17 protein-coding genes are annotated in these 15909 nt (G+C 54.0%); 8 read left to right on the forward strand and 9 right to left on the reverse strand.

Annotated elements, in window-relative coordinates; genetic code table 11:
* Nucleotides 1–2: 2 nt before the first annotated feature.
* A complete protein-coding gene (locus PSE_RS10345) occupies nt 3–968 on the reverse strand; it encodes a D-2-hydroxyacid dehydrogenase (protein WP_014284796.1) in 966 nt (321 codons plus the stop codon).
* 4 nt (nt 969–972) lie between these two features.
* Nucleotides 973–1362: a helix-turn-helix domain-containing protein gene (locus PSE_RS10350; RefSeq protein WP_014284797.1), complete on the reverse strand. Its 390-nt coding sequence runs from the start codon at nt 1360–1362 to the stop codon at nt 973–975.
* Nucleotides 1363–1597: 235 nt separating this feature from the next.
* Here PSE_RS10350 and PSE_RS10355 point away from each other — a divergent pair, with 235 nt between their 5' ends.
* Nucleotides 1598–2161, forward strand: coding sequence for a histidine phosphatase family protein (locus PSE_RS10355; RefSeq protein WP_014284798.1), 564 nt, complete (start codon nt 1598–1600; stop codon nt 2159–2161).
* Between the two features lie 11 nt (nt 2162–2172).
* Here the strand turns inward: PSE_RS10355 and PSE_RS10360 are convergent, their stop codons facing one another.
* The 3 genes from PSE_RS10360 to PSE_RS10370 all read right to left on the reverse strand — a co-directional run bounded on the left by PSE_RS10360 (nt 2173) and on the right by PSE_RS10370 (nt 4389).
* Entirely contained in the window at nt 2173–3021 is an 849-nt protein-coding gene (locus tag PSE_RS10360) for an NAD(P)-dependent oxidoreductase (RefSeq protein ID WP_041768300.1), read from the reverse strand.
* Nucleotides 3022–3038: 17 nt separating this feature from the next.
* Nucleotides 3039–3476 (reverse strand): DMT family transporter, encoded by a 438-nt coding sequence (locus tag PSE_RS10365; protein WP_014284801.1) that lies wholly within the window; start codon nt 3474–3476, stop codon nt 3039–3041.
* 94 nt (nt 3477–3570) lie between these two features.
* Complete coding sequence (locus PSE_RS10370; protein WP_014284802.1) at nt 3571–4389, reverse strand: TerC family protein; 819 nt, start codon at nt 4387–4389, stop codon at nt 3571–3573.
* Nucleotides 4390–4701: 312 nt separating this feature from the next.
* Here PSE_RS10370 and PSE_RS10375 point away from each other — a divergent pair, with 312 nt between their 5' ends.
* The 3 genes from PSE_RS10375 to PSE_RS10385 all read left to right on the forward strand — a co-directional run bounded on the left by PSE_RS10375 (nt 4702) and on the right by PSE_RS10385 (nt 6541).
* Nucleotides 4702–5247, forward strand: coding sequence for a Crp/Fnr family transcriptional regulator (locus tag PSE_RS10375; protein ID WP_014284803.1), 546 nt, complete (start codon nt 4702–4704; stop codon nt 5245–5247).
* A 66-nt stretch (nt 5248–5313) separates the two neighbouring features.
* Entirely contained in the window at nt 5314–5928 is a 615-nt protein-coding gene (locus PSE_RS10380; RefSeq protein WP_014284804.1) for an NAD(P)H-dependent oxidoreductase, read from the forward strand.
* A gap of 112 nt (nt 5929–6040) precedes the next feature.
* On the forward strand, nt 6041–6541 hold the full coding sequence (locus PSE_RS10385; protein WP_014284805.1) for an ATP-binding protein: 501 nt from the start codon (nt 6041–6043) through the stop codon (nt 6539–6541).
* Between the two features lie 114 nt (nt 6542–6655).
* Here the strand turns inward: PSE_RS10385 and PSE_RS10390 are convergent, their stop codons facing one another.
* The gene (locus tag PSE_RS10390) at nt 6656–7273 is read right to left on the reverse strand and encodes a flavodoxin family protein (protein WP_014284806.1); all 618 of its coding nucleotides are present in this window, start codon (nt 7271–7273) and stop codon (nt 6656–6658) included.
* A 99-nt stretch (nt 7274–7372) separates the two neighbouring features.
* On the opposite strand from PSE_RS10390, the gene PSE_RS10395 reads away from it, so the two are divergent.
* Nucleotides 7373–8275: a LysR family transcriptional regulator gene (locus PSE_RS10395; protein ID WP_208998141.1), complete on the forward strand. Its 903-nt coding sequence runs from the start codon at nt 7373–7375 to the stop codon at nt 8273–8275.
* Here PSE_RS10395 and PSE_RS10400 read toward each other — a convergent pair.
* The gene (locus PSE_RS10400; RefSeq protein WP_014284808.1) at nt 8272–9216 is read right to left on the reverse strand and encodes an AraC family transcriptional regulator; all 945 of its coding nucleotides are present in this window, start codon (nt 9214–9216) and stop codon (nt 8272–8274) included. The genes PSE_RS10395 and PSE_RS10400 overlap by 4 nt on opposite strands.
* A gap of 95 nt (nt 9217–9311) precedes the next feature.
* Here PSE_RS10400 and PSE_RS10405 point away from each other — a divergent pair, with 95 nt between their 5' ends.
* The 3 genes from PSE_RS10405 to PSE_RS10415 all read left to right on the forward strand — a co-directional run bounded on the left by PSE_RS10405 (nt 9312) and on the right by PSE_RS10415 (nt 12811).
* Nucleotides 9312–9917, forward strand: a complete 606-nt coding sequence (locus PSE_RS10405; protein ID WP_041768952.1) for a LysE family translocator — start codon at nt 9312–9314, stop codon at nt 9915–9917.
* Between the two features lie 34 nt (nt 9918–9951).
* A complete protein-coding gene (locus tag PSE_RS10410; protein ID WP_014284810.1) occupies nt 9952–10392 on the forward strand; it encodes a DUF488 family protein in 441 nt (146 codons plus the stop codon).
* Between the two features lie 199 nt (nt 10393–10591).
* Entirely contained in the window at nt 10592–12811 is a 2220-nt protein-coding gene (locus tag PSE_RS10415; RefSeq protein WP_014284811.1) for a TonB-dependent receptor domain-containing protein, read from the forward strand.
* A gap of 46 nt (nt 12812–12857) precedes the next feature.
* On the opposite strand, the gene PSE_RS10420 is transcribed toward PSE_RS10415, so the two are convergent.
* Together PSE_RS10420 and PSE_RS10425 are read right to left on the reverse strand one after the other, a co-directional pair.
* Nucleotides 12858–14453: an ABC-F family ATP-binding cassette domain-containing protein gene (locus tag PSE_RS10420; RefSeq protein ID WP_014284812.1), complete on the reverse strand. Its 1596-nt coding sequence runs from the start codon at nt 14451–14453 to the stop codon at nt 12858–12860.
* A gap of 137 nt (nt 14454–14590) precedes the next feature.
* The gene (locus PSE_RS10425; RefSeq protein WP_014284813.1) at nt 14591–15805 is read right to left on the reverse strand and encodes an MFS transporter; all 1215 of its coding nucleotides are present in this window, start codon (nt 15803–15805) and stop codon (nt 14591–14593) included.
* Nucleotides 15806–15909: the final 104 nt, after the last annotated feature.

Consider the following 15909-nt stretch of genomic DNA (forward strand, 5'->3'; position numbering starts at 1 on the left):
GCTCAGCTGCCAATGCGCCCAACTGCGTTGCTTGGTTTGCCACTCTGGAAGTTCTCCATATGAGAGATCAGCTGATCCCATAGGGTCTGCATTGCCTCTTCAGAGGCCCATGCCACGTGTGGCGTGACGATCACATTTGGTCGGTCAAGAATACTGAGCAACGGGTTGTCGGCTTGGGGCGGTTCTGTGGTCAGAACGTCGAAGCCAGCTGCTGCGATTTGCTGTTTGTCGAGCGCTTGCACCAAAGCAGCCTCATCCACCAGACCACCACGAGAGGTGTTGATCAGGATCGGCTTTTGCTGCATGGCCTCAAACTCTGCGGTTGAGATCATACCGCGGGTTTCTGGTGTCAGTGGTGTGTGCAGGGAGATGACATCGCTGGTGGTGATGACCTCTTGCCAATCGGTATAGCCCGGACGAACTTCACTGGCGCCTTTGCGGTCTGCGAACACCACGTCCATGCCCAGTGCTTCACCGATGCGTGCAGTGCCTTTGCCCAGTGTGCCAGAGCCGATGATGCCGAGGCGGGAGCCAGCCAGATCTTTGATCGGATGATGGAAGAAGCAGAACTTACCAGACTTTTGCCATTCGCCGTTGATTACATCCTGCCGGTAGCCAACCAGTGAGCGGCGTAGAGCGAAGATCAGCGCGAAGGCCTGTTCTGGCACGGTGTTGACCGCGTAGCCGCGCACGTTGGAAACGACGATGCCCAGCTCATCACAGGTGGCGATGTCTACCTTGTCGTAGCCAGTTGCTGCAATGCAGACCAGCTTCAGGGCCGGCAGCTGTTTTAGTACATCTGCAGAAAGCGGAACCTTGTTGGTGATGCAGATCTGAACCTCTTGCAGCCGCTCCAGCACCTCGTCAGGGGAGGTGTTGTCGTATTCCACCCATTCATGCTCAAAAGATGGTTTGGAGATTTGGACGGTTGGTCCAATGGTGCTGCGGTCCAGAAAAGCAATCTTCATGTCGTTACCCAGAAAATGTTGGAAGCAATGCGTCGAAGATGGAGGATGGCTCTGCGGCTTCGTCGCTGTTGCCATTGCGGGCCTGGCCCCAATCGCTCAGGGCATTGAGCACCGGAATGAGCGACATGCCATCTTTGGTCAGCGAATATTCCACGCGCACCGGCACTTCGGCAAACACCTCACGGCGCACGATGAAGTGCTCTTCCAGCTCTCTTAGGGAGCGGGTGAGCATTCTGTCAGAGGCACCGGGCATCAGCTTCTTCAATTCGGAAAAACGCTTGGAGCCGGTTACGAGATGGTAGAGCAGGATTGGCTTCCACTTGCCACCGATAATAGCCACTGTGGCGGCGACTGCCTCTACTGAGCCGATGTGAGCTGTACTGTCACTTGTCATTTTTGCTTACACGCTTGTTCGTAGTACTCGTCATGCGGGTATGGCGCACGCTTTCAGTTGCTATATCAGGTTTTAATCAAAATCAATTGAAGTTTCATAGAGCTAGAGCCCTATGAGTTAAGACTAGCAGTTAGGCTTGCCCAAGGCTTACGCTTACTGGCTTTGTACTGGACACATCCGGCAGTTGCCGTCACAATCCGTGGCTTCGTCTATTTGATTTGAACTGGGTGATCCTTTGACAAACTATCCGGAACTCTTTGTGCTTCGTCACGGCCAGACAGAATGGAACGTGGCGGGCAAATTTCAGGGGCACCAGAATTCACCGCTCACAGATCTGGGTCGGGAGCAGGCACAGCTGCAAAACAAGCTGCTTTCAGGTGTTGAGGCGTTGCTCACCACGGCGTATGTCAGCCCGCAGTTGCGCACAGTGCATACCTCTGAAATCGCGCTGGATTCTGCCATTGAGAAGAAGCTGGATGACCGGCTGATGGAAATCAACTTCGGTGGTTGGGAAGGGCTGACCAAGCAGGAAGTGAAGAGCCGGGTAGGCGAGGACTATGAGAGTGGTCTCTGGCATTTCGCAAGCCCGCAGGGGGAGAGTTATGAGGCGATCTCAGGTCGCGTGCAGCATTTTCTGGAGGAGCTGACCGGCCCGGCTATCGTGGTCACACATGGCATCACTTCCATCGTGCTTCGTGGGCTTTATCTGGGCCTTAGTCAACTTGAGTTGCTTCAACTCCCCCGCAAGCAGGGCTGCATCTATCATCTCTCAGAAGGGTCTGAACGGGTGTTGGTCTGAGCGACAGCTGATCAGGCAGAGTTGAGCGTGGCAGCGAAATCAAAACTGTCGCGCTTGCTTTCCCAGTTCAGCACGTGCTTGGCATAGCTGGGGTCGTAGATGCGGTCGATTGATTGGGGAAGCGCCCAACCATGAGACTGAAACAGCTGCACAACCTCCGGCGCTCTGCGGGCTATGACGGCTGGTGCGTTGGTTTTTAGCTCCTGCGTATCCTCCGGGCGAAATGGTGTTTTGCCGGAGATGATGAAGCGGTCAAAGTTTTTGCCGTCATCACTGAGAGCGGCCACGTGGGCGGTGGCGACATCGCGTTTGTCGATCCCGCGATGCAGCCTGTAAGCCGCCATGAGCGCTGGCTCTTCCCCGAAGCAGCGTGACATACGCAGTGCTCTCACCTTGAAGTCAGAGCTTGCCAAAGGTGCCAAACACTCCTCAGCCTCCAGCTTGGTGCGGTGATAGATTGTACGGGGTTGCGGAACAGTCTGCTCGGTGATCCAGGCTGCTTCGTCTGCGGGTGTACTCGCATATCCATAAAGCGCTGTGGTGCTGGTAAAGATAAAACGCTCAACGCCCTCGGCACGTGCTGCTTTGGCCAAAGTGACCGTGCTTTCAACGTTGATGCGATGAAACTCTTCCTCTGAAAACGCACCCACGTGAGGGGCGTGCAGTGCGGCTGAGTGGATTACCGCGACAGCCCCCTGGCAGAGGCGTTGCATGGTGGAGCTATCAGAAATGTCGGCGATGCAGTTCGTGGCAGAACCGGCGATACGGTCAACACCGATAACGTCGTACGAGGGAGTGAGAGCAGAGACAATGGCGCACCCTATGCGGCCAGAACTTCCGGTTACGACGACTTTTTGCATTTCTGATGTTCCTTTGTTCAGCGCACCATCAGGTAGGCCCCGACAATGAGCAGGACAGCGGCGAGCAGGCGGGAGAGATCGATGGAGCGGATGGGCAGGTCAAAAAGGCCAAAGTGGTCAATCACCATGCCAGCGAGCAATTGCCCGACGATGATCAGCAGCACCGCAGAGGTGGCGCCCAGTTTCGGCAGGGTCTGCGTGATAGTGAGGTAGAGGATGAGGCCAAAGACACCGCTGGCCAGCATGTACCACGGGATGGTGCGCCACTCGCTGATCTGCTCTCCTTTGCGCGCAAACAGCAGCGCAAGTGATGCGACCAGGCCGCCTGCGTGAATGATAACGCTGGCTGCCGCACCGCCAATCCGTTGGCCCATAACGCCGCCCATGGGCGCCTGTACGCCAACGGCGACACCGCCGAGCAGACCGATAAAGCAAATCGCGAGTAATTCCAGCACAGACAGAGATCCGATTCTTCTTGAGATGAAAGCAGCAGCTTTCTTCTCTATCGGTCTCCATCTGCTCTGCCTATGCAGAAATGCTGATCAAACCCTATAGGTTCACTAAACTGCCGAAGCGGTTTGCTTGCCTGTTTTCCAGTCGGCCTGGTCTTGAAGGCTTGTTCAGATACCGGATGTTGGACTTCCGGCGTTCCTGAGCAGCTTTTATCTTCTTGCTCAGCTGAATGTGTATGATCTCCAACAGCAAGCCAAAGGCCATCGCAAAGTAGACGTACCCCTTGTTGATGTGGATCTCGAAGCCTTCTGCCATAAGAAGACCGCCAAGCAGAACAAGGAACAGCAGGGCCAGCGCTTTCAGGCCGGGGTGCTTTGTCACCAGCCGGTTGATCGCACCTGCCATCAGCACCATGAAAACCGCTGAGGCCAGAATAGCCGCAACCATGATGGGCAGGTCATCCGTCAGGCCAACGGCGGTGATCACCGAGTCCATGGAGAACACGGCGTCCATCGCCACGATCTGCAGCAGCACAACCGTCAGACCGTTTGCCAGGTGAGGGGCATGATCGGTCTCAGTCACCAGCAGAAGGTGCTTCAGCTCTGACACGCTCTTGGCCAGTAGGAAGGCACCACCGCTGATCAGGATCAGGTCTCGACCGCTGATATCAACGGTGCTGACCTGAAACAGTGAGTAGGTGAGCGACATCACCCAGCTGATGGAGAACACAAGACCCACACGGGCAAGCACGGCCAGACCGATACCAAGGTTTCGGGCAATTGCACGTTGATGCACGGGAAGGCGTTCACACAGAACGGAAATGAATACGACGTTGTCGACGCCCAAAATCAGCTCTAGTCCGAACAGGGTGAGAAAGATTAGCCAAACCTCTGGCTCAAGAAGAAGCTCTATCATCGGCAAGGCTCCTGTTGCAGGACCTCACCGGTGCACGGTCGACCACCAGAAGCGTCGTCCATTGTTTTTTGTACCTCGACAAAGGAAGATAGCGATCATGTGCTGGCCCATTGGCTATCACCTATTGCTTCACTCGCCAGCGCCGCGCATTTTGACGGAAATCCTATCAGTCATAAATAAGTGTAAATACGTAGTTGGCGACCGTAGAATTTTTGGTAATGAAGACCAGTGGTGAGTCAAACGACTGGCAATCTGCGAGAAGCATCGTTGGAATAGCACTATTCCGATTACGAAAAGACCAATGGAACCAACATGCAAGAGCTGCAACATAAGTTGATGGAGTACCTACGCCCGGATGTGACGCGAGTTGAGTTGGGCCGAAAAGCCTCTCTGCTCGATCAGGGGGAGGTGAGCCGGAAATTGCACTTTGTGGAAGCCGGATGTCTGCGTCTCTATTACGTTGACGAGGAGGGCGAAGACGTCACCCTGTTCTTCTTCATGGAAGGGGAAATGGTCGCGTCGTTTGAGAGCTTCCTAAACGCTGAAGCCAGTGAGTTCGGCATTGAAGCTGTGGTGCCGACAGTTGTTCAGGTGGTTGAAAAGGATTGCGTTTTCAAAGCGCTTGATGAAAACCCAGAGTTCCGCAATCTCACCTTTGATATTCTCATCGCTCGTTTGGCATCCTACCAGCGTCTGTTCCTCAACACGATCAGGTTCAGCCCGCAAAAGCGCTATGAGGAGCTGGTGAAGTCCAATCCCAAGCTCTTTGAAACAGTGCCTCAGCACTACATCGCGTCTTATCTGGGTGTCACGCCGGTTTCTCTCAGCCGCATTCGGAAAAAGTATGAAAGGCGTTAACAAAGGATAACGCGGTTTGCTGTTGCTCCAGTCTAGTTTTGCGAAAAAACAAGAGAGGAGCTAAATATGCGCGTCCTAATCGTCTTCAATCACCCTTATGAGGGCAGCTACTGCAACGCAGTGCTCGGTTCTGTCATGAAAGGGCTGCTCAGCAATGATCATGAGGTGGATCTGATCCATCTGGACAAGGATGAGTTTGATCCGGTGATGAGATCGAAAGATCTGAAAGCCTTCGTTTCTGCCAGAACCCAACCGCAACAATCCGCAGAGTTGCTGGACCCGCAAGTGCAGAACTACAAAGAGCGCCTGCAACGGGCTGAGCATATCATCTTCATCTTCCCAATCTGGTGGGAGCTGATGCCTGCGCTCACCAAAGGGTTCATCGACAAGGTGATCTTTCCCGGTATTGCCTATGACTACAACGAGCACGGCACCCGCATGCTCTGCAAACTCTCCGGCCTGCGCGGTATCACCATGATTACCACCATGAACACCCCAAGCATCGCCTATCGCCTGATCTTCGGCAATGCGATCAAGAAAGCTCTGCTGACCGGCACTTTCTGGAAGATGGGCGTGAAGAACCGCAACTGGATTAACCTGACTTACGTGAAGTTCTGCAAGGAAAGCAAACGTAAGAAATGGCTCTCTGAGATTCAACGCAGCATGGCCAAGCTTGCGTGATGGTATTGGGCCCGCCTCACGCGCGTTCGGGGTGCTATGTCGCATTGTGCAACCTGAGGTGAATCTTGGTATGATAGCCCTATAGTTTTGATTTTATTTTACGGAGGTAATTATGACTGCTCAGGAAACAAAGCTGCTTCTGGTGTGCGGAAAGATTGCCTCTGGTAAATCCACTTTGCTGGCTCATCTGGTGAAAGACCACCGTGCAGTGCTGATCAGTGAGGACCACTGGAACGCAACGCTCTTTCCCGATGAGCTGAAATCGCTGGAAGATTATGTCAAATATTCCGCCCGCGTACGGCAGGCGATTGGTCCGCACATCGTCAGCCTGCTTCAGCATGGTGTTTCCGTTGCGCTGGATTTTCCCGCCAACACGGTGCGCAATCGCAAATGGCTGAAGAGCTTGTTCGAAGCCGCCAACGTGGCCCACGAGCTGCATTATCTCTCCGTGCCTGATGAGGTGTGTAAAGAGCGTTTATGGGTGCGCAATGAGGCCGGCGAACATCAGTTTACGGTGAGCGAAGAGCAGTTTGAGCAGTTCACCAAATACTTTGAAGCGCCAACGGTTGATGAAGGCTTCAATGTGATTCTGCACGATTTTCAGGCTGCCTGATGAGAAGGCCCCTCAACGAGTGAGGGGCCAGTTTGCAAAAGCCGTTTTTGGGGTTGATTTTCCCTCCTGCCTCGTGGTGCTGGAGGGACGACTTTCACGTTGGTATTGGGGTGCTTAAACGGTCACTTCCAGTGCTGGCGCAGGTGTGGCCGGTGCCTTGCCCCAGCGCAGGGAAGCTTCAGCAATACGCTTGCCAAAGGATTCTGCCGTGCGGTGATCTGCATTCGGCGGTGCTACCTCTGGTCCTTCATCCACGTTGGCCTGCGCCATCATGCCCTGATACGCGCCGAGGCGGTTGATGGAATCTGCGGTGCTGGTGCTGGAGTTATTGCCCGGCTCATCGTTGGCACCCACCCAGACCATGCCATGCTGAGCAGCAAAAACGGACATCTGGATGATGGTGCTCTGCTTGTCACCCGCTGGGGAGGCGGAAATCGTAAAGCCCGCTGCCAGCTTGTTCTGCCATCCGCGGTGCATCCAGATCTGTCCCGTTGCATCCATGAACATCTTAAACGGCCCGCTGACAGAGCCCAGATAGGTTGGTGAGCCGAAGATGATGGCGTCTGCATTGTCCAGAATGGTGAAATCATTATTCAGTCCAGTGACATCCACCAAAACGCCATCCGCGCCTTCAATGGCATTGATGCCGTTTACAACGGATTTTGCCAGGGTCTCGGTGTGACCAAAACCGGAGTGATACGCAACAGCGACAGAAACTCTCTTATCCTGCATCTTTTGTTCCTTTGAAAGTGAGAGTGTGTGTTCTGCCGAAACATGAGGGGCTGGCTTAATGAATTCAAATGCATTAATTTAATGAGAACTATGCAGAAAATGAATTATTTGGGTCTCGATGGCCGCGCTCTGATGATGTTGAAGTTGATCCATGAAACCGGATCAGTGACGCAGGCTGCCCAGATGATGGGAGTGAACCAGTCCACCGTCAGTCATGGTTTGGAGCGTGTGCGCGGTCTTTTGGGAGATCCGCTGTTCGTCAAGGCTGGTCGCAATGTGGTGCCGACAGAGCGCATGGATGCGCTCATGCCCATGGTTGAAGAACTTCTGCATACGCTAGCGCTGATTGGAGAGCCTTCCAGCTTTGATCCGTCTACTGCGACCAACCGTTTCGTGATCGATTGCCGTGATGAAGACCATAATCTGCTGATCCCCTCTGTCATCAAGCGGCTACGCAAAGAAGCGCCCAACGTCACGCTCCGCTGCCGTCTGTCTCATCGTCATGAGGTGGCCTCACTGGTGGATGGAGAAGCCGACCTGCTGTTCACGCCGCTACCTCCGCCTGACTCCCATGAGTTCGTGGCGCAGACCTTGTTTGATGATGAGTTCGTGGTCTTTTACGACCCTATCACCCGCGATGCGCCGGATACGCTGGAGAAGTATGTCGCTGCCCCACACGCCAATATGCTCGTGACGGCTGATGAAGTGACGTTTATCGACCGTGCTTTGGCTGAGTTAGGCCACAAGCGGCAAACGGTTTACTCCGCCCCTAGCTTCAACGCCCTTGCTGCCACACTGCCGGGCACAGACCTGATCGCCACCATGCCCCGCAAGCTGATCTGCGGCGGCATAAAATCCGGCCTCGCCTCCTGTAAATGCCCAGTGCCTGTCGTTGACGTTGGCATCAGCGCCATCTGGCACATCCGCAACCGCACCTCCCCCGCCCACAAATGGTTCCGTGACCTCGTGGTCTCAGAAGCTCAGGTACGGTTTGGGAGTTAAGTTCTCCCACCATTCCTCCGAAACGTGCCCGGCCCCATGCCAAAGCGTTTTTTGAAGAGTTTGGAGAATGAGGGCAGGGAGTTGTAGCCGCAGCGGGTGGCGATTTCTTCGCTGCTGAGGTTGGTGTCGGTCAGCAGGCTGCGGGCGCGCATCAGACGCCAGTCGCGAACGTATTCCATGGGAGGCTTGCCAACGTGGCGGATGAAGTGGCGGGCAAAGCTGGCCCGTGACATGCCCGCGATTTCTGCAAGATGTGTGACTTGCCAGTTCTGTTCCGGCACACGGTGGATCTCCGTGATGGCGCGGGATAGGGACTTATCTCCCAAGGCAGCAATGAACCCAGCCTGTGCATCTTCGCTGGGGCGGGCGCTGAGTGTTCGCGTGCTTTGGATGACGATGGTCTCAATCAACCGGTTCAGGATCGCGCTGGATCCTTGTCCGTTGAAGTTAGCTTCCAGTGCAAGGAGTTTGAGAGTTGCAGCCAGCCAAGGCTCAGATCCCAGATCCTGTAGGCGAAGCCTCAAAGAGGCGGGTAGGCTGGAGAGAATGGGGTGATCCAGCTCCTCATCAAACCGGCAGAAACCGCAGAGCAGGGAGGTGATGTCAGCTCCTTCGCCAACATGCAGGCACCCATCGCGCAAGGCACCGCTTGCAAGCAGTTCACCCAGCCCAATCGAAGGTAAAACGGGGTCTGATTTGATCATCTGCGCCGCGCCATTGGGGATCAGCGCCACGTCGCCTTCCTCCAGAAACACCGGCGGCTCACCCTCCATGCAAAGCCAGCAGGACCCACGCAGGACAAGGTGAAACCGGATGCGTCGTTGCTCTGTCGGAATAGCGATGGAGAAGTCTCCGGCAAAGTGCGTTCTGAAGTAGGTATCACTTGAGATCCGCAGTCCGGTGAAGATCTCCGAGAGGATGTCGTTTCTATTCAGTTCCATGGTAATTGAGCGTTTTGAATAAAAAAGAGAGATGCATGGACATTATGTTGGCGGCGCGAACCTGTCAAAGCTTGGGTCACAAAAAGGAGTTTTCCATGAGCTTTGAAAGTGCCCTCGCCCTGATGGGCTTTGCGTTTGTTATGTCTATTTCACCTGGTCCGGGCAACTTCCTGCTGCTGGCCTCGGGTGCAAACTTCGGGTTCAGCCGGTCTTTGCCATTGGTGTTTGGCATCAGCCTCGGGTTTCTCTCCATGGTGTTTGGCGTCGGCGTTGGGCTTGGACAAGTGCTTGCTGAGTTCCCGGTGCTCTACACCGCATTACGGGTTGCTTGCGCTACTTATGTTTTGTGGCTGGCGCTCAAGATTGGCCGCAGCCGTGCGCTTGGGTCAGGGGAAACGGAAAAGATGGCAGAGCCCATCTCCTTTGTGCAGGCGTCTCTGTTTCAGTTGCTCAACCCCAAAGCATGGGCGGTTGCGCTGATTGTGACTGTTTCCTACACCAGCGCAGAGAGCTACATGACCAGCCTGTTGTTGCTCATTGCCGTCTTTGCCGTGGTGAACATTCCCAGCATCAGCGTATGGGCGCTTTCTGGCTCAGCCTTGCGAAACTTGCTCGCGAAAGGCAACCGGATTGCCGTGTTCAATATCGGCATGGCCCTGCTTTTGATCGCCAGCATGGCGCCCGTGCTACTGATGAACTAAACCATACTGAGAACTTTGTGCCCGAGAGACGACCATGAGCAACCTGACCACAATCGGCTTCACCAAAACCACCGCAGAAAACTTCTTCGGTCGCCTACGAGATGCGGGCGTGAAGAAGGTGATTGATGTGCGGCTGAACAACACCTCTCAGTTGGCTGGCTTTGCCGAGTCCAATGATCTCTCCTTCTTTCTGGAAGCCATTGGCGGCATAGGCTATGAGCATCAGCCCTTGCTGGCGCCGGATCAGGATATGTTCAAGGCCTTCAAAAAAGAAAAGGGTGACTGGACCATCTTCAAAGACCGGTTCATGGGCCTGCTTTCTGAGCGCAAAGTGGAGAGCAAGTTCAAGGCAGACATGTTCGATGACGCCTGCCTCCTATGCTCCGAAAACCTCCCCCACGAATGCCACCGCTCCCTCGTCGCCGACTACCTCAACAGCCGCTGGGGCGGAACACTGCAGGTGAAGCATTTGTGAGGTAAGGAATGCGAGCTGATTTGAGATTCTACTTATGCAGTTGTAGGTGCGGTGAAATGGGAATTGATTTCCTTGCATTGCAAACGATGAAGAAAATTTATCCAAAACTCCAAAAATAAAACTTGATTATATAACTCATGTTTTATAGTTAGAGGGCAGCCGCAAGCCAATACCTCTTTCTATAAACATCGGTAAAATAATGAAGTTCTCTCCAAAGATGGAGCAGGCTTGCAGCACCTTTGTGCTTGTCGCCTGCACCCTCTCTCTATCTGTGCATTCTGCTCAAGCTCAAATCAGTAAAACAAAAGACGGCGAAGATGCAGAAACGCTGGACCCGATTGTGGTGACGGGCTCCACGGACAACAAAGACACGATTGCTCAGTCTGAGATCAGCAGTGACCTTATTGATCGCACGCAGTCTGCTACGATCCCCGGTTTGCTTTCCAGCCTTCCCGGCATTGAGTTGATCGGTAACAGTCGTGTGCAAGGACAGTCCATAAACATAATGGGTTTTGGTGACTCTGAAGACATTGAAATCACTATTGATGGTGCTCAGAAGTCCTTTGAAAAATACCAGCAGGGTTCCGTCTTTATTGACCCTGAACTGCTGAAGGTCATCGATATCACCAAAGGCACCTTTTCTCCTGAAAAGTATGGTGCGTTTGGTGGTTCGGTTGAAATGACCACAAAAGCTGCTTCAGATATGCTGCGTGATGGTCTGTCTTATGGTGCCTTTGCTAAAGTCGGTTTTGCTTCCAATGGCAATGAACTGGTGAAATCCGCAGCAACCTATGCTCGTTCTGAAGAGCAGGGGTTTGAGATTTTGATCGCAGGTACCCATCGATCTAACGACGACTACTCTGTCGCTGGTAATGATGAAGAACTTGCGCTTTCTGCGGGCAACTTGTTGACCGGGCACTTTAAGGCGAGTCTTGAACGGGAAGATCACTTCTTCGAGTTGAGCGGAATCCATTCTTACAGTGATGATTATAAACCCTGGGCTGCTCGACGTGGTTTGATCACAGTATCGGACTGGTCTCTGAACAAGTACGGTTCTTTTGATGAGTACCTGAAAACGCAGGCCGTTGATCGTGAAATGAAAGACACGTCAATCAGTGGAACCTATGAGTACAATCCTGACAGTGATCTGATTGATCTGGAGTTTGAGGCGTCATACTCCAAAACTGCGCAGCACGACACACGCCGCGTCCCGGTTACTGACCCTGACTACAGTGCTGGCCTTTATGTTGGCGGTGACGACAGCACGTTGGATTACTCCATCTACAAGTTGGATCTCAAAAACACTTCTGTTTTCAACTGGGGTATTTTTGAAAACACATTGAAATACGGCGTGCAGCTGCGTCATGAAATTCGTGACAGCATGGCTTTCAAGAAGAGTTATGTTGGCCGGCCTGAATACAATGATGGCCGACTACAGCCCTACAACATCCCGAGTGGGACGCAGACAATTTGGTCTGCCTGGGGGGAATATACGCTCGGTTATGGTGCGCTGGAACTAACACCAGGCCTGCGCTACGACTACATTCACTCAAAGGGTGAAGCCAATCTGGCATCAAAGTATAACAACACGGCTATGAACCACGATTACGGCACTGTAGAGCGTTTCGGGTTCTCTCCAAGCATCAGCGCAGTTTACTCTCTCTCACCTAACATTAAACTCTTCGGGGATTATGCTTACAAGTTGCGCGCGCCGCTGATTGATGAGTTTTATGATGTTGGCAGCACCCGTGCCACAGCAACGCAGCTGCAAAATGAGCGTGTTTCTGCCAAGCGTATCGGTGTCGCTTCAACATTCAAAAATGTTTTGATTGAAAATGACACGGTTAAGGCACGTGTGGCAGTTTACCGAAACGATGTCTCCGATAACATCTACCGTCTCCTGAGTGAAAACTCGAAGAAATATGATGATCCGGTTCCAACCTATGGCAACCTCGCGGGTTACTATACTCAGGGTTTTGAAGCGGAGCTTTATTACGATAGCGAACGTTTCTTCGGCAGCATTGCTTTCTCCAGAATGCAGGGCAAGCATGATGGAACGTTGAAGGACGTTGATGCGTCAATTGATCAATATGTGTCTGAAGTCGCACCTACCAAGCTGGTCCTCAGCCTTGGCTATAAAGTGCCAGAAGCGGACATTGCGTTTGGTTGGAAAGGGCGTTTCGTCGATGAGCAGGTTAAAGTGCCCGACAATTACACCAGCCTTTACAGTCCGAGTAAGGGCTATGCCGTCCACGATGTGTTCCTGACATGGACACCGCAGGAAGGTCGGTTCGCAGGGCTGGAAGCCCGGGCATCTATTGAGAACCTGTTCAACAAAAACTACCGGCCTTACTTCGCTGACGGGGCTGCGCCAGATAAAGGCATAAACTTCAAAAGCTCGGTGAGCTACAAGTTCTAATCATTTGGAAAGCGGAGGTGTTGAGCCTCCGCTTTTTCGTTTGGGACTAAACCCCCACCGTTTCCCCCAGCATCACCTCTCGCGTAACCCCGATGTTCTCCAGAAACGTTGCATCGTGGCTGATCACCAGGAGGGCGCCGTTGTAGGTGGTGAGGGCGGATTCTATGGCTTCAATGGCGGTGAGGTCGAGGTGGTTGGTGGGTTCGTCCAGGATGAGCAGTTTGGGTGGTTGGGCGGCGCCCAGAACGCAGGCGAGGCCAGCGCGGAGCATCATGCCGCCGCTGAGGGTTTTAACCTGCTGTGTTGAGGCCTCTCCGCGGAAGAGAAAGCGGGCGAGGATAGCGCGGCAGGTGTTTTCATCCTGCTCCGGGTTCAACAGCCGGAAGTTCTCCAGCACTGAAAGCTCCGGGTCTAGAAGACTGACGTGTTGATCCAGCACGCGGGCAGAGGGATCGAGCTGACTGGTACCAGAGAGCTGTGGCAGGTTACCCACCAGCGTTTTCAGCAGGGTGGTTTTGCCAGAGCCATTGGCACCTTTGATGGCGACACGTTCTGGCCCGGTGATGACCATCGAAAAGTCCTGCAGCAGTGGACGGTCAACCGTGTAGCCGATGCTCAGGCTTTCAGCTGTCAGCACCCGTTGGCCATTGGCAATGCCGCAGGAGGCGATGGTGATGCTGAGGGGTTCCAAAACCTCAATCTTTTCTCGGGCAGCTTTGGATTGTTGCTCGGCGTCTTCCCGCAACCGGGTTGCCAAAACGGAGTTTTCGCCGAGTGTGTTTTCCGCCTTGTTGCGCATGGCATTGAGGAGGATCTTGGGCTGGTCACGCTTGGCACGGGCCCGGCGGCCGGCGCCATCCTTGCGGGCTTTACGTTCCGCCACACTCTGGATCTTGCGGTTCAGCTCTCCGATGCGCTTTTCAGCGGATGCTAGATCCTGCTCAGCGGCTGCCAGTTCAAGTGCTTTCTGCGCCTTGTAGAAGCTGTAGTTGCCACCAAAAACGGAAGTTCCCAGTGTGGTCAGCTCGACGATGCAATCCATCTGCTCCAGCAAGGCGCGGTCGTGGCTGATGATGATCGCGCCTTTACGCCACTTGGCAAGAAAAGCCCCGAGAGCCTCCCGCCCATCAGCGTCCAGATTGTTGGTGGGTTCATCAAGCAGCAGAAAGTCCGCATCGTGAAACTGGAGGGCTGCCAAGCGGCAACGGGTGATTTGACCGCCGGAAAGGGCTGTAAGGGGATGGTCCGCTGCGATTTCCAATCCCATTGAGGCAAGGGCTGTTTCCACCCGGCTTTCCAGCGTCCAGTCAGCCTGTGCCAGCTCTTCCATGCTGGCCGTGCCCGCTTCTGCCTTTTGCAGAATGTGCAGAGCATCGGTGATGCCAAACAGATCCGCCACTGTTTCCTGCGGTCCGCTTTGCAGCTGCTGCTTCAGCAGGCCTATGGAGCCGTTGACGGAAACTGAGCCAGACACAGGCGTAAGCGCACCGCTGATAAGGTTCAGCAGAGTTGTTTTGCCCGTTCCATTGCGACCGATCAGGCCGGTGCGGTGCGGAGCAAATTGAAGGTTGAGGTCAGAAAAAAGGGCTGTGCCGTCAGGAAGCGCCCAAGACATGTGGTTGAGGGAGATAGACAAAGGCATGGTGATGAACTTTCACAGAAACAGGGCAGGTCGAATAGATTGTCCTGTTCTTGTTCATCGCTTTATCTCCTCACGTCTTGAATGCCGCAAAGACTATGCGGTTTGCACGGGAAGTCAAGGCACATGCTGCGCTGCCCCTATCCACCCACATCCTGTGTTGCCTGCGTACCACGGCGTTGGAGGCTGAGGGCGAGCAGCAGGAGGAGGGAGATGAGGAGAACCATGGTGCCGGGGATGGCAGAGGCGGCGGAGAGTGTGAAGTTGGAAATCAGGGCGCCGGTCATCAGGCTGCCGAGAGGTGCGCCGCCTTCATCACCCAGATACATGACGCTGAGCACGCGAGATTTGTGGGTGGACGGCGCTTGCTCCTGCAAAATGGTGCGGCTCATGTTGAGGCAGATGCCACCGCCAATGCCCCAGAAGAAGATGCTGGCCAGGAAAGCCCAGTAAGGTGGAGAGATAGCCCAAAATAGTAGAGCAAAGCCGCCAAAGCTGTACCCCACAATGAGCAGAGGCACCGGGTTTCGGATGGCTCCCACTCTCAGCAGCAAACCGCTGGAGCAGGCACCGCCAATCATGAAGGTGGCAAAGGCCAGAGCAAATTCAAACCCAGTCGCCTGATAGGTATCCCGCAGGATGAGTGGCACCAGAACGGCGTAGGGTCCACCCAGAATAAGCCCTGCGGAGCTCATCAGAAGCACTGGTAATCTTAGTGTCTTGGAGGATAGCACCAGTCCGATCCCTTCCCGGATCTCATGAAAGATGCTGGGCCTGTCTGTTTTGGGCAAAGTCGAGGTGTCCGGCAAGCGCAGGCTGGTGATGATGCCTGTGAGAAAGAGGACACCAGACGCGGCGAGTAATGGGACAAGGCCGATCCAGTCAACCGTGCTGGCCAGAGCAAAGCCTGCAAGCGTAACGAGATAGAGCATGCCAACGGAGAGTGTTACACTGCGCCCGATGCTGTGGGAGGAGATGTGATTGAGCATGCCGTCCAGCGTCGGCTGGATGAAAGCCAGCATGCTGCCAGAGATCAGGGCAAAGAGGATCAGCTGTTCAAACCCAACCCAGCCAAGGTGCAACAGCAAAACCAAACCGAATACCGGCAGAGCATTGGCAATGTGCAGCAAAACCAACAGTCTGCGCTTGTTCAGGCGATCAGCGGCAGCACCAGCAAACAGCAGTACAAACAAGTTGGGCAGCATGGAAGCTGTCATAGCATAGCTGACCCGCTCCGGACTTTCGGCAAGGTAGACGGTGACGAGATAAGGAAACAGCACGCCCAGCATGGCGCGGGGAAACTGAAAGCTGGTGAGGCTGATCTGATAAAACAAAATAGCGCGTGAAAAGGGCATCGATAAAATCTCTGAAGTAATCTTCGAAGACTATCGGCTGATCTAATCCCTGTCTGCAAAACCCGGCTATTCAGCGAAATAAAGCAAGCCTGTTGCCCATGCGT

The sequence above is a fragment of the Pseudovibrio sp. FO-BEG1 genome (genome assembly GCF_000236645.1).
Taxonomy (GTDB): domain Bacteria; phylum Pseudomonadota; class Alphaproteobacteria; order Rhizobiales; family Stappiaceae; genus Pseudovibrio.